Here is a 13,656-nt window from a genome sequence, read left to right on the forward strand (position 1 = left end):
ATGTTAACAGGAGATATTGTGTTCAACTTACCAAAGAGCCGATCTCAAGCTATCAAAGTAATCGGAGTAGGTGGTGGAGGTAGTAATGCCGTAAACTACATGTTTGAACAAGGAATTGCAGGTGTAGAATTTGTAATTTGTAATACGGACTCTCAAGCATTAGCAAATAGTCCAGTACCAACAAGAATTCAATTAGGACAAGCAATAACAGAAGGTTTAGGAGCTGGAGCAAATCCTGAGGTAGGAGAGCAATCTGCTATCGAAAGTATGGATGATGTAAAAGCTGTTTTAGACGAGGGTACTAAAATGGTATTTATTACTGCCGGAATGGGTGGTGGTACAGGAACCGGAGCAGCACCAGTAATTGCTGGTATTGCAAAAGAAATGGATATCTTAACAGTTGGGATTGTTACAGCGCCATTCTTTTTCGAAGGAAGAATGAGGTTGGAACAAGCCGAAAAAGGTATCGAAAAATTAAGACAAAATGTCGATTCATTAATTGTTATCAACAATGATAAATTACGTGAATTATACGGAAACTTAGGTTTCAAAAATGGTTTCTCGAAAGCTGATGAGGTTTTAACAACAGCAGCTAAAGGAATTGCAGAAGTTATTACTCAACACTATGCAATGAACATCGATTTACGTGATGCGCGTACAGTACTTAAAAATTCTGGTACAGCAATCATGGGATCTGCGCAAGGTTCTGGTGAAAACAAAGCGAAAGACGCAATTTCTTCTGCTTTAGATTCTCCATTGTTAAACAACAACAAAATTACGGGTGCACGTAACGTATTGTTATTGATTTTGTCTGGTAATAACGAAATTACAATGGATGAAATCGGTATCATCAATGATTACATTCAACAAGAAGCTGGTAATAGTGCAAATATTATCATGGGTATTGGTGAAGACTTAGATTTAGGAGATTCTATCTCTGTAACTGTTGTAGCAACTGGTTTTCCTACAGAAGATCAGGCGTATACAGGAAAAGAGGAACAAAAAATTGTACATACATTAGAGGAAGAACAACCAATTAATAAAACGTTATCAGTTGAGCAACCTTTTGTGAATCGTGTAAAACCAATGACGTTAGATTTTGGTCGTTCTAATGCTTCTCAGCAAGCACCACAAACGCCTCAACAAAATCAAACGCCAGAGGCTCCTCAAAATAATTATCGTCAAGCAGATATTAACCAAAGTTTTCAACAACAAACTTATCACAATACGCCAGAAGAATCTTTCGAAGAAAATAATTCTCCAAAGCGTTATGTTTTAGATGATATTGATGATGAGCCAGTGCAAGAGAGACGTTCTTATGATGATTTCGAACCACGTTTGAAATCAGATTTTAATCGTCCGCAAGAACCAACGAATAATGTAAATAATAATCAAACATATAATTCATATTCTAATCCTGTAGCTTCAGAACAGTCAAATTATCCTCAAAATAATTATGCTGGATATCAAGCTCCAAAGAACGAAGGATATGGAAATGTAGAGCCAGTTCAATCTAATGTAGCTCATTCTGTTGCTCCACAAGCTGAAGAAGTACAAGTTGCTATAGATCCATTTAGTCAACCAATTGAGCAATCAAATGATCCTGAATTGAATAGTATGATTGAAGAAAGAAGAAATCGTTTGAAACAATTTAATTTTAAATTCAACAACACGATGACAAATTCTCAAGTAGACGAATACGAAGCAATTCCTGCTTATAAACGTCAAGGATTGAATTTATCTGATCGTAATGATAATCAATCTTCTGATTTTTCTGTAGGAACTAATCGTAACAACGAAACGCAAATTCGTCCAAACAATTTTCTACATGATAACGTAGATTAATAAACGATCACTCGTAAAAAATATTCTTATTATAGAAAAGGTTCATTGCTTTTGCGATGAGCCTTTTTTTGTCTTAAATTTGTAGTCTAAAAGCAAAACAAATGAATTTAGAAACTCAAATAATGGCACAGTTAAAAGAAGCGATGAAAGCTAAAAATACTGTTGCTTTAGAAGCTTTAAGAGCTGTAAAATCTGAATTATTATTAGCAAAAACATCAGGTGCTAACGGAGAATTATCAGAAGATCAAGAAATTGCTTTATTACAAAAATTAGTAAAACAACGTAAAGAAGCTGCTGAACAATTCGAAGCAAATGGACGTGCTGAATTAGCTGAAAAAGAATTGGCACAAGCAGAAGTTATTCAACAATTTTTACCTGCTCAATTATCAGACGAAGAATTAACAGCTGCAATTACAGAAATTGTTGCAGAGGTTGGCGCTACTTCTCCAAAAGATATGGGAAAAGTAATGGGAGCTGCTTCATCTAAATTAGCTGGTAAAGCGGAAGGAAAATTAATTTCAGCTAAAGTAAAAGATATTTTAGCTAGTTTATAATTGATTTTTAAATCTTTAAAAATTAAGAAAAGGTAAAGTTTATAACACTTTACCTTTTTTATTTCTTTATTAGATAAATTTCTTCAAATTATATAAAATTATTATTTATTGATAATCAATAGTATATCCGATTTAAATAAATAATTCCCAAAAAAATTAGGATTATAGTTTTATTTTAACATTAAATTAACAAATCGCTGTAAGCATCTAAATTCGCAAAGCACAAGAGATTTTAGAATTAAAAATCAATTGATTAGAATAATTCTAAATAAGAAGCTGTTTATACCCTTAAATTTGCAAAGTAAATCAGAAAAATCTAAAGGATGACGAAAAGCATTACAGCGTTTATAGCAATGTTAATGATTTTTCCAATAGCAAATGCTGATGGTAAAATTTTTAAGGATTCTGGTAATAATGACACAATTATTATGCCAGCTTCTGAGAAAAGATTTAGTAACGATATTGATAATGATACCATCAAAAAAGATACATTATCAGTTGAAGATGAAAAGTTGGTTGGAGAACTTATCGAGAATAGTGCTCGAAAAATCTCGACAGGAGTTGTTTCTTGGTATGGAGACAAATTCCACGGACGCAAGACAGCTAGTGGTGAAACGTATGACAAACACGAACTAACAGCTGCCCATAAGTCTTTACCATTTGGTACGAAAGTAAAAGTTACGAATATCAGAAATGGTAAATCTGTAGTTGTAGAAATCAACGACAGAGGTCCATACGCTAAATCTAGAGTTTTAGACTTAAGTCAAGCTGCATTCAGCGAAATTGGTCACACCAATACAGGAGTGATGCAAGTTGAATACGAAATTATCAAAAGCGAAGACAAGAAAGACTAAGATGTTCAGAAAAAATTAAAAGGTTTGAGAATTTATTCTCAAACCTTTTTTTATGCTCTTAAGTTTCGTGCAAAAAAAATCCTGACAAATGAATATCAGGATTTATAATTATATGATGTAAGAAAATCTTAATCTAAAATTTTAAGCACTTTAGTTGTACGGGCTCTTGATGCTTCAACTAATTCAGCTTGTGCTAAATCTTCACCGTAAGAAGGGATCATTTCTTTGATTGCTTCGTTCCAGTTGTTTTTCATCAAGTCTGGGAAACATTGTTTCATTAAGTTCAACATTGCACTAACAGATGTAGATGCTCCTGGAGAAGCTCCTAATAAGGCAGACATTGTTCCATCTTGAGATGTTACGATTTCTGTACCAAATTTTAAAACTCCTTTTCCATCTTGTTTTTCGATTACTTGAACACGTTGTCCTGCAGTTTGTTCGAACCAATCTTCTAGTTTAGCTTCAGGAAAATATTCTTGTAATTCTTCTACTTTTTTCACTTTAGATAACATCACTTGTTCTACCAGGTATTTTGTTAAATCGATATTGTTTAATCCACAATTCATCAAAAATCCTACGTTTCCTAAGTTTACAGATTTGAATAAATCGCAATTAGATCCGTATTTTAAGAATTTTGTTGAGAATGTTGCAAATGGACCAAATAATAGAGATTGTTTTCCATCAATAACACGTGTATCTAAGTGAGGAACAGACATTGGTGGTGCACCAATTTTTGCTTTTCCATATACTTTTGCATGATGTTTTTTGATTACTTCTTCGTTTTGACAAATTAACCATTGTCCACCAACTGGGAAGCCACCAAATTTTTTCGATTCTGGAATTCCAGATTTTTGTAACAATAAAATTGCTCCTCCACCTGCACCAATAAATACGAAATCAGCATTAAGTGCTTTGTTATTTCCAGATTTTAAATCTTTTACTTTAACTGCCCATTTTCCGTTGCTAAGACGAGTTAAGTCTTTTACTTCGTGTTCAGTTTCTAACGTGATTTCTTTTTTGTCTTGTAAACCTTTGAAAATTTGACGCGTTAATTCACCAAAATTCACATCAGTTCCCAAGTTCATATGCGTTGCCGCAACTTTTTCATTACCTTTTCTACCGTCAACAATTAATGGAGCCCATTCTCTGATTTTAGAAACATCATCCGAATATTCCATATCCTTAAATAAAGGATGCTGAGATAATTTTTCGTAACGTTTTTTCAAGAAATTTACATCGTCATCGCCCCAAACAAAAGACATATGTGGAGTAGGACGTAAGAATTTTTCTGGAGAAGAAACGTAATTATTTTCGACTAAGTAAGACCAAAACTCTTTCGAAGTTTCAAATTGTTTTGCAATATTAATTGCTTTATCAATGTTAACCACTCCATTTTTGTCCATTGGTGTATAATTCAATTCACAAAAAGCAGAGTGACCAGTACCTGCATTATTGAAAGCATCAGAGCTTTCAAATCCAATCTTATCTAATTTTTCGAAAACAGAAATCTTAATAGCCGGATTTATTTTTTTAAGAAGTATGCTTAAAGTAGCACTCATGATACCAGCACCAACTAACACTACCTCTTGAGGTTGTTTTTCCATTTCTCAAAAATATATTTACGTTGCAAAGGTATTAATAAATAGCCTTTTTTGCGAAATAATACGCAGAAAAAACAATGATTTTTTACATAAATTATTGTTTTGAGATAATTTGAATAGATTTTATTTTATAGAAAATTATTCAAACTCAGTTTTTCCAATACTTTCGATGTTGTCTGCTTGTGATAAATCTGCTTCAAAAGCTTTTTTGTTCACAATTGTAGTTTTTGAAATTTTATCGTGCCAACCATTTTCTCCTAAAAAAGTAAGAACATCAAATGGAATTATTCTACAAATACTTCTTGTAAAATAATCTTTCGTTGTAGGTGTAGAACCGTCAATCATCACAACTTTTGTTCCTGTAATAAATTTACCTAATGAACGTCCTTTGGTTAAAAACTCTGATAAAAAAATTAGTAAAACATAAAAAAAGGCTGTGATAACTCTATCAATCAAAGGATTTATATTTTCTAATTGATAAATAATGTCGCTTTCTGGATTAATGATCACAATAACAATTGCTATAAAACCGAAAAATAGCATCGTCAATAAAATGATTGATACATAATCTATAATAAAATTTAAAAAGCGCAATCCTTTGTTCGCTTTATGTTCGCCAACTTTGTAATCTTGGTACATAGTGTTTATGTGTTAATTTAGATGTAAATATATGATAAACACTAAATTTTTAAAATTATTTTATGCAGATAATTTAAGTCTAAATTTTATCCTCCATCCAACGTCTAAGATTAATGTAATTGGTATTTCTTCGCAACAAATTTTGATTGTCCGAATCTTTCAAAAAATCATCTAATTCTCTGAAAGCTTTTACTTTTTCATGTGGGTACAAATCATTCAATTCAATAAAAAATAAACTAATTTTTCGTGTAATAATATTACTATTTTTCATCTTTTTGCAGAATTGATGCGTTTTGTACGAATATGTATCCAATTCTTGATCATTCCCAGAATCATACAAATTCATCATAATCAAAACCAAGGTGTAAAAATGTAAATCTTCTTGAATTGACGCTTCACTATTGATTATTTTTTGACAATACTCGAACGAATTATCCCAATCTTTGTTTAAGAAATAATAGGCAGCAATTTTTAGATAAAGCACCAAAATATGATGATTATCGATTTTATGATGATGCGATTTAATTTCGCGTAAAATATCTTTAATCAAAAATGGACTAATATTTTCTTTCGGATTAATGAAAAAATAATTCAGTTTGCTATTAAATTTATTGATAAACCAAAGCGCTTCCACATTATCATTTTGAGGCAAAATCTCGTAAACAGATTCTAATTTATCAAACCAAAATTTAAATTCTTCAGAATTTTTTTTCAGGTATAAGATCTTTAATAAATAGCTATTTCCTTTAATAAACCAAACTGGATGACTAAGAATTCGTTCTTTTTTCTCGTAAAATAATTCAACCCATTTTTTCGAAAATTCATAGGCAGAGTGTAGGTTTTGCGTTAACATCGACAACCAAACATTTGCTTTGTAAAACCACAGTTTCTCTTTGAATTTTAATTTCTTAAAATCGATATTTTTTGTTTCCGAATCAAAGAAATTCTGAATTTTTTGAATTTCATCATCATCTTTTGCGTATCCATTCTCGAGCAAAATACTATACAATTTTAGCGATAAATTAGACAATTTACTTGCTTGTAAATTCTGTAAACTCAATTCCTCCGATTGTTCAATCAACTGATCTGCACGACCAGAAATACTTCGTGTAATGAATTGTGATTCGATAATTTTTTCGAGTTCTAAAATATCATAAGCAATGGCTTTTTCGTCAAAATCTAAGGCTTGAGTTTTGGCTTTGTCCAACATTTTTAGACTTTGTTTGTGTAAGCCTTTTTGATACAAAATCGTAGCAAAATCAAACTGTTCACGTATTTGCATACGCGAATTTTGTTGCGAAGGATTCATTCTCAAGCTAAACAAAATTTGTTTGTACAAATGCGCTTTTAGATTAGATAATTGTTGTTTCGTGGTAATTTTTTTCTTCAAAATAGCCGTTTCATCATATTCTTCCAACTTATCCAATGCTTCAAATAATAACAAAAATTTTGCATCTGCATTAATTTGCAGACGATTTACATAAAGTTTGAATTGACGTTTTTCGGAACGATTAAGTGACTTTATTAAACTAAATAGTGCGTCTTTGTTATGATTTGACATTGTAATTAAATTATATATAATGTATTGAAAATAAAATGATTATGATAAATATTTTAGCTTTAAGAATTGTAAAACACTTTTCAATTTGAAAATTTAAAGTTAGTACAATTTTAATTTTACATCACAATAACAAACAAAACTAATTGCAATGAGTGCTGAGAAGATTCAAATTTTTGATACGACACTGAGAGATGGAGAGCAAGTGCCGGGGTGTAAGTTAAACAAAAAACAGAAGTTAGAAATTGCGGCTCGATTGGACGAATTAGGCGTTGATATTATCGAGGCTGGTTTTCCAATTTCAAGTCCTGGAGATTTCGAAGCCGTAAATGCAATTTCAAAATTAGTGAAAAATGCCACAGTTTGTGGTTTAACTCGTGCAAACAAAAAAGATATAGAATCTGCAGCTAAAGCTTTACAATATGCCGTAAAACCAAGAATTCATACCGGAATTGGAACTTCGGATTCTCATATTATTCACAAATTTAATTCGAATCGTGAAGCGATTATCGAACGTGCAGTTGAAGCGGTTGCATATGCAAAAACATTTGTAGATGATGTTGAGTTTTATGCTGAAGATGCAGGAAGAACGGATAATGCTTTTCTTGCTCAAGTTTGTGAAGAAGTGATAAAAGCTGGTGCGACGGTTCTTAATATTCCAGACACAACGGGTTATTGTTTGCCTTTTGAGTATGGAAATAAAATTAAATATTTAAAAGATCATGTTCAAGGAATTGATAATGTGATTATTTCTTGCCACAATCATAACGATTTAGGTTTAGCGACAGCGAATGCAGTTGCAGGAGCTATAAATGGAGCACGCCAAATAGAATGTACAATTAATGGAATTGGTGAGCGTGCTGGTAATACGGCCTTGGAAGAAATCGTGATGATTTTTAGACAACACAAAGAATTGAATTTTTATACAGATATCAATGCTCAAATGTTAACAGAATTAAGTCAATTAACTTCTGAAACAATGGGAATGATGGTTCAACCAAACAAAGCAATTGTAGGATCGAATGCTTTTGCGCACAGTTCTGGAATTCATCAAGATGGTGTGATTAAAAACCGTGAAACATACGAAATTATCAATCCAGCAGATGTTGGAGTTAATGAATCCTCTATTATTTTGACAGCTCGTAGCGGGCGTTCGGCGTTAGCTTATCGTCTAAAAGATATCGGTTTCGATACATCTAAAAATGAATTAGATATTTTATATGAACAATTTTTAGAAATTGCAGATTTGAAGAAAGAAGTTGTTCGTGAAGATTTACTTGGATTAATGCATCAGTTTAATCAAACATCACAGAGAAAATTCGCATGAGAACATTATTCGATAAAGTGTGGGATGCCCATGTTGTCAGCCAAGTAGAAAATGGACCACAAGTGATTTATATTGATAAACATTTAATTCACGAAGTAACAAGTCCACAAGCTTTTGCAGAATTAGAAGCGAGAAATATTCCAATTTTTCGACCAAATCAAATTGTTGCAACTGCGGATCACAATGTACCAACGATTAATCAAGATAAGCCAGTTCGAGATCCATTATCAAAACAACAATTAGAGCAATTAGCGATTAATTGCGAAAAAAATAATATTACTTTTTATGGTTTAGGTCATCCGTATCAAGGAATTGTTCACATTATTGCGCCAGAATTGGGTGTTACGCAACCAGGAATGAGCATGGTTTGTGGCGATAGTCACACATCTACGCATGGAGCTTTTGGAGCAATTGCTTTCGGAATTGGAACAAGTCAAGTTGCACAGGTTTTTGCTAGTCAATGTTTGTTGATGAATAAACCAAAATCGATGCGAATTACAGTTAATGGAAAACTGAATCCAAATGTTCAACCAAAAGATGTGATTTTGTATATCATTTCTAAAGTTGGAACAAATGCAGGAACAGGTTTTTTCTGTGAATATGCAGGAGATGTTTTCGAGAATATGTCGATGGAAGGTCGAATGACAGTTTGTAATATGTCGATAGAAATGGGCGCTCGTGGCGGAATGATTGCACCAGATGAAACAACTTTTGCTTATTTAAAAGATAAACCATTTGCACCGAAAGGAGAAGATTGGGAGCAAAAAGTAGCATATTGGAAAACTTTACCAAGTGATGCTGATGCAATTTTTGATGAAGAAATAGAATTTGACGCTGCGGATATTTATCCAATGATTACGTTTGGTACGAATCCAGGAATGGGAATTTCGGTGAAAGACAGTATTCCTTCTAAAGATTCGTTAAGCGATAATGAAAAAGAATCGTTTGAAAAAGCGTTGAAATATATGGGATTCCAAGATAATCAATCAATCATCAATCATCCAATTGATTATGTGTTTATCGGAAGTTGTACAAATGCAAGAATCGAAGATTTGCGTGAAGTAGCAAATTATGTGAAAGGAAAACAGCGCAATGAAAATGTAACTGCGTGGATTGTTCCGGGATCGAAACAAGTAGAAAAGCAAGCGATAGAAGAAGGTTTGGACAAAATTTTTGAAGCCTCTGGATTCAGATTGCGCGAACCAGGTTGTTCGGCTTGTTTGGCGATGAACGACGATAAAGTTCCAGAAGGAAAATATTGTGTTTCGACTTCGAATAGAAATTTTGAAGGACGTCAAGGTCCAAATTCTCGTACATTATTAGCAAGTCCTTTGATTGCTGCTGCTGCTGCAATTCACGGAAAAATTGTTGATATCAATTAAAATTTACTCAAAATGGATTCAATCAATCAATTAAAATCATCGGCTGTTCCGATTAAAATAGAAAATATAGATACCGATCAAATTATTCCAGCTCGTTTTTTGAAAGCGATTAGTAGAGAAGGTTTTGGAGATAATTTATTCAGAGATTGGCGATTTAATCAAGATAATCAATCAATTGATAATTTCCCGCTGAATGATTCAAAATATGCTGGAAAAATATTAGTTGCAGGTAAAAATTTTGGTTGTGGAAGTAGCCGAGAACACGCTGCTTGGGCAATCAAAGATTACGGATTTGATGTGGTAATTAGTAGTTATTTTGCAGATATTTTCAAAGGAAATGCATTGAATAACGGAATTTTACCAATCGTTGTTTCAGATGAAATTTTAAATCAAATCTTTGAGATCATCGATCAAAATCCTTCAACAGAATTTGAAGTTAATTTAGAAAATCAAACCTTAAAAATTCAAGATCAAACCATCAACTTTGATGTTGATTCTTATAAAAAAATCTGTTTATTAAATGGATATGATGACATTGATTTTTTAATCAGTCAAAAAGATAAAATAGAAACTTACGAACAAAACCATAAATCTTTACAACATGAAAACGCATAAAATTGCAGTACTTTCTGGCGATGGAATAGGACCAGAAGTCGTTTCGGAAACAATAAAAGTTCTGAAAGTCGTTGAACAAATTTTTAAATATAATTTCGAATTTGAGGAAGCTTTGATTGGTGCAATTGCGATTGACGAAACGGGAAATCCTTTGCCTGATGCGACATTGCAATTATGTAAAGATGCAGATGCGGTTTTGTTTGGTTCTATTGGTGATCCAAAATATGACAATAATCCGAACGCTAAAGTTCGTCCCGAACAAGGTTTGTTAAAGCTAAGAAAGGAACTTGGTTTATTTGCAAATATCCGTCCAATCAAGGCTTACGAATCTTTGTTGGGGAAAAGTCCATTGAAACGTTCGCACATCGAAGGAACAGATATGGTTATTTTTCGTGAATTGATTAATGGAATTTATTTCGGAGAAAAATTTACAGCACAAGATGGTTCTCATGCGTATGATACGTGTTCGTACAACAGAAAAGACATTGAGCAAATTACACATTTAGCTTTTCAGGAAGCAATGAAGCGTCGCAAAAAAGTAACGTTGGTAGACAAGGCAAATGTGTTGGATACCTCTCGTTTATGGCGAAAAGTTGCGATGGATATTAGCCAAAAATATCCTGAAGTTGAATTAGATTTCTTGTTTGTTGATAACGCAGCGATGCAATTAATTATCAATCCAAAACAATTTGATGTGATTTTGACAGAGAATATGTTTGGTGATATTATTTCGGACGAAGGAAGTGTAATTGGAGGAAGTATAGGTTTGTTGCCTTCGGCTTCTATTGGTACAGAAAATGCATTGTTCGAGCCTATTCATGGTTCGTATCCACAAGCAAAAGGAAAAGGAATTGCAAATCCGATGGCTTCTATTTTGAGTGCCGCAATGATGTTGCGTTATTTGGGATTGGAAGAAGGAGCAAAAGCAATAGAAAATGCGGTGGGAAATGCGATTAATAATTTGATTGTAACTTCAGATTTAGATGAAACGAGCGATTATTCGACGTCTGTTGTAGCAAATTATATTGCGAAGATATTATTGAGCGATCATGATCATCATTCATATTTTAATTTTGAAAATGTATTGATGGGGAAATCGACGATTATATAGTTTTTATTATTTATGACTTAATGAAAAAGCCATTCAGAGTTCTGAATGGCTTTTTCTATTGTATATTTTTATGAGTTGATGATTACATCATTCCTGGCATTCCACCTCCCATTGGTGGCATAGCTGGCTCATCTTTTTTAATTTCTGTAACAACCGCCTCAGTAGTAATTAACATACCTGCAACAGAAGCAGCGTTTTCTAATGCAACACGAGCGACTTTAGTTGGATCAATAACTCCAGCCTCGATCATGTTTACATATTCGTCAGTTTTTGCATTGTATCCGAAATCTCCATTTCCTTCTTTTACTTTTGCAACAACTACAGAACCTTCACCACCAGCGTTGTGAACGATTTGGCGTAATGGTTCTTCAACTGCACGCGTTACTATTTTAACACCTGTAGCTTCGTCAGCATTTGTAGTATCGATTGTTAAGTTAGATAAAGCTCTAACAAAAGCAACACCACCACCAGCAACGATACCTTCTTCTACAGCAGCACGAGTTGCGTGTAAAGCATCATCAACACGGTCTTTAATTTCTTTCATTTCAACCTCTGAAGCAGCACCAACGTATAATACAGCAACACCTCCAGCTAATTTAGCTAAACGCTCTTGTAATTTTTCGCGGTCATAGTCAGAAGTAGTTGTTTCTACTTGTGCTTTAATTTGGTTAACACGAGATTTGATTTGCTCTGCATCACCAGCACCATTAACAATAGTTGTATTGTCTTTGTCGATAACTACTCTTTCAGCAGTACCTAACATTTCTAAAGTAGCAGTTTCTAACGTAATTCCTTGCTCTTCAGAAATAACTGTACCTCCTGTTAAGATTGCTATATCTTGTAACATCGCTTTTCTACGATCTCCAAATCCTGGTGCTTTAACAGCAGCAATTTTTAAAGAACCTCTTAAACGGTTCACTACTAAAGTAGCTAAAGCTTGACCTTCAACTTCTTCAGAAATAATTAAGAATGGACGTCCTGATTGAGCAACTGGTTCTAATAAAGGTAAGATTTCTTGTAAGTTAGAGATTTTTTTCTCACATAATAAGATGTAAGGATTCTCTAATTCAGCAATCATTTTATCTGCGTTTGTAACGAAGTAAGGAGATTGATATCCACGATCGAATTGCATTCCCTCTACAACGTCAACGTAAGTTTCTGTTCCTTTTGCTTCTTCAACAGTAATTACTCCTTCTTTTCCAACTTTAGAAAAAGCTTCTGCGATTAATGATCCAATAGTATCATCGTTATTTGCAGAGATAGAAGCAACTTGTTTAATTTTTTCTGATGAATCACCAACTTCTTGAGATTGCTCTCTTAAGTTAGCAACGATTCCAGAAACAGCTTTATCAATACCACGTTTTAAGTCCATTGGGTTCGCACCTGCAGCAACGTTTTTCAAACCTTCGCGAACGATAGCTTGAGCTAAAACTGTAGCAGTTGTAGTACCATCACCTGCAACGTCGTTTGTTTTAGAAGCAACTTCTTTTACCATTTGAGCACCTAAGTTTTCGATTGGATCTTCCAATTCGATTTCTTTTGCTACAGAAACTCCGTCTTTTGTTACATGTGGAGCACCGAAAGATTTTTCTAAAACTACGTTACGACCTTTTGGTCCTAATGTTACTTTAACTGCATTTGCTAATGCATCAACACCTCTTTTTAAAGCGTCTCTTGATTCAATGTCGAATTTAATATCTTTTGCCATTTTTTTTATAAGTTTTGTTGTCTTAAGTCTTAAGTCGAATATAATTAAAAATAAAAAAATAAGTTACTTTGTACTTAATACATTTTACTAATTACAACTAAATTTAGATGATTGCCAAAATATCAGCTTCACGCATGATTAAATAGTCCTTTCCTTCTAATTTTAATTCAGTTCCTGAATATTTTCCGTAAAGAACTTTGTCTCCAATTGCAACAGTTATTGGTTCATCTTTTTTACCATTACCAACTGCTACAACGATTCCTTCTTGAGGTTTCTCTTTTGCTGAATCTGGGATAATAATTCCTGATGCTGTTTTAGTTTCTGCAGGAGCAGGCTCAATAACCACTCGATCTGCTAATGGTTTAATGTTTAATTGTGACATATTTGTATTTTTATTTTAATAATTGATGGTTTTAAATAAACGAAAAACGTGCCAACACACAATTTCTGCCATTATGGATA

Annotated in this window: 12 protein-coding genes; 7 read left to right on the top strand and 5 right to left on the bottom strand. The window is 33.2% G+C overall.

The genetic code is table 11. The annotated features are described in order from the left end of the window. The 3 genes from ftsZ to B4E59_RS10425 all read left to right on the top strand — a co-directional run bounded on the left by ftsZ (position 1) and on the right by B4E59_RS10425 (position 3,253). Positions 1-1,845: a cell division protein FtsZ gene (ftsZ, locus tag B4E59_RS10415; RefSeq protein WP_286494801.1), complete on the top strand. Its 1,845-nt coding sequence runs from the start codon at positions 1-3 to the stop codon at positions 1,843-1,845. A 101-nt stretch (positions 1,846-1,946) separates the two neighbouring features. After that, positions 1,947-2,399, top strand: a complete 453-nt coding sequence (locus B4E59_RS10420; RefSeq protein ID WP_125349638.1) for a GatB/YqeY domain-containing protein — start codon at positions 1,947-1,949, stop codon at positions 2,397-2,399. Positions 2,400-2,722: 323 nt separating this feature from the next. Beyond that, the gene (locus B4E59_RS10425) at positions 2,723-3,253 is read left to right on the top strand and encodes a septal ring lytic transglycosylase RlpA family protein (protein WP_125349637.1); all 531 of its coding nucleotides are present in this window, start codon (positions 2,723-2,725) and stop codon (positions 3,251-3,253) included. Between the two features lie 128 nt (positions 3,254-3,381). On the opposite strand, the gene mqo is transcribed toward B4E59_RS10425, so the two are convergent. The 3 genes from mqo to B4E59_RS10440 all read right to left on the bottom strand — a co-directional run bounded on the left by mqo (position 3,382) and on the right by B4E59_RS10440 (position 7,054). After that, on the bottom strand, positions 3,382-4,857 hold the full coding sequence (mqo, locus tag B4E59_RS10430; protein WP_291052844.1) for a malate dehydrogenase (quinone): 1,476 nt from the start codon (positions 4,855-4,857) through the stop codon (positions 3,382-3,384). 135 nt (positions 4,858-4,992) lie between these two features. After that, positions 4,993-5,493 carry an RDD family protein gene (locus tag B4E59_RS10435; protein WP_038332867.1) on the bottom strand — a complete coding sequence of 167 codons (501 nt, stop codon included), beginning with the start codon at positions 5,491-5,493 and terminating at the stop codon, positions 4,993-4,995. A 79-nt stretch (positions 5,494-5,572) separates the two neighbouring features. Continuing rightward, positions 5,573-7,054 carry a hypothetical protein gene (locus tag B4E59_RS10440; RefSeq protein WP_038332873.1) on the bottom strand — a complete coding sequence of 494 codons (1,482 nt, stop codon included), beginning with the start codon at positions 7,052-7,054 and terminating at the stop codon, positions 5,573-5,575. 148 nt (positions 7,055-7,202) lie between these two features. Between B4E59_RS10440 and B4E59_RS10445 the strand changes: the two genes are divergently transcribed. The 4 genes from B4E59_RS10445 to leuB are packed head-to-tail and all read left to right on the top strand — an operon-like array spanning position 7,203 to position 11,486. After that, positions 7,203-8,378: a 2-isopropylmalate synthase gene (locus B4E59_RS10445; protein ID WP_221855341.1), complete on the top strand. Its 1,176-nt coding sequence runs from the start codon at positions 7,203-7,205 to the stop codon at positions 8,376-8,378. Then, positions 8,375-9,760, top strand: a complete 1,386-nt coding sequence (gene leuC / locus B4E59_RS10450) for a 3-isopropylmalate dehydratase large subunit (RefSeq protein ID WP_221855339.1) — start codon at positions 8,375-8,377, stop codon at positions 9,758-9,760. Before B4E59_RS10445 ends, leuC begins: the two co-directional genes overlap by 4 nt. 12 nt (positions 9,761-9,772) lie before the next feature. Beyond that, positions 9,773-10,375, top strand: a complete 603-nt coding sequence (leuD, locus tag B4E59_RS10455) for a 3-isopropylmalate dehydratase small subunit (RefSeq protein WP_219034380.1) — start codon at positions 9,773-9,775, stop codon at positions 10,373-10,375. After that, positions 10,362-11,486, top strand: a complete 1,125-nt coding sequence (gene leuB, locus B4E59_RS10460) for a 3-isopropylmalate dehydrogenase (protein WP_286494786.1) — start codon at positions 10,362-10,364, stop codon at positions 11,484-11,486. The genes leuD and leuB overlap by 14 nt, the downstream gene beginning before the upstream one ends. 82 nt (positions 11,487-11,568) lie before the next feature. Here the strand turns inward: leuB and groL are convergent, their stop codons facing one another. Both groL and B4E59_RS10470 read right to left on the bottom strand, forming a co-directional pair. Then, a complete protein-coding gene (gene groL, locus B4E59_RS10465) occupies positions 11,569-13,194 on the bottom strand; it encodes a chaperonin GroEL (RefSeq protein WP_125349630.1) in 1,626 nt (541 codons plus the stop codon). A gap of 103 nt (positions 13,195-13,297) precedes the next feature. Next, positions 13,298-13,576: a co-chaperone GroES gene (locus tag B4E59_RS10470; protein WP_125349629.1), complete on the bottom strand. Its 279-nt coding sequence runs from the start codon at positions 13,574-13,576 to the stop codon at positions 13,298-13,300. Between the last annotated feature and the right edge of the window lie 80 nt (positions 13,577-13,656).

This window comes from Empedobacter sp. UBA2044, from assembly GCF_002333005.1.
In the GTDB taxonomy this organism is placed as follows: Bacteria; Bacteroidota; Bacteroidia; order Flavobacteriales; family Weeksellaceae; genus Empedobacter; species Empedobacter falsenii_B.

Coding starts and splice junctions, on each gene's coding strand:
- ftsZ (WP_286494801.1), top strand. CDS start 1: ATGTTAACAGGAGATATTGTGTTCAACTTACCAAAGAGCCGATCTCAA.
- B4E59_RS10420 (WP_125349638.1), top strand. CDS start 1,947: ATGAATTTAGAAACTCAAATAATGGCACAGTTAAAAGAAGCGATGAAA.
- B4E59_RS10425 (WP_125349637.1), top strand. CDS start 2,723: ATGACGAAAAGCATTACAGCGTTTATAGCAATGTTAATGATTTTTCCA.
- mqo (WP_291052844.1), bottom strand. CDS start 4,857: ATGGAAAAACAACCTCAAGAGGTAGTGTTAGTTGGTGCTGGTATCATG.
- B4E59_RS10435 (WP_038332867.1), bottom strand. CDS start 5,493: ATGTACCAAGATTACAAAGTTGGCGAACATAAAGCGAACAAAGGATTG.
- B4E59_RS10440 (WP_038332873.1), bottom strand. CDS start 7,054: ATGTCAAATCATAACAAAGACGCACTATTTAGTTTAATAAAGTCACTT.
- B4E59_RS10445 (WP_221855341.1), top strand. CDS start 7,203: ATGAGTGCTGAGAAGATTCAAATTTTTGATACGACACTGAGAGATGGA.
- leuC (WP_221855339.1), top strand. CDS start 8,375: ATGAGAACATTATTCGATAAAGTGTGGGATGCCCATGTTGTCAGCCAA.
- leuD (WP_219034380.1), top strand. CDS start 9,773: ATGGATTCAATCAATCAATTAAAATCATCGGCTGTTCCGATTAAAATA.
- leuB (WP_286494786.1), top strand. CDS start 10,362: ATGAAAACGCATAAAATTGCAGTACTTTCTGGCGATGGAATAGGACCA.
- groL (WP_125349630.1), bottom strand. CDS start 13,194: ATGGCAAAAGATATTAAATTCGACATTGAATCAAGAGACGCTTTAAAA.
- B4E59_RS10470 (WP_125349629.1), bottom strand. CDS start 13,576: ATGTCACAATTAAACATTAAACCATTAGCAGATCGAGTGGTTATTGAG.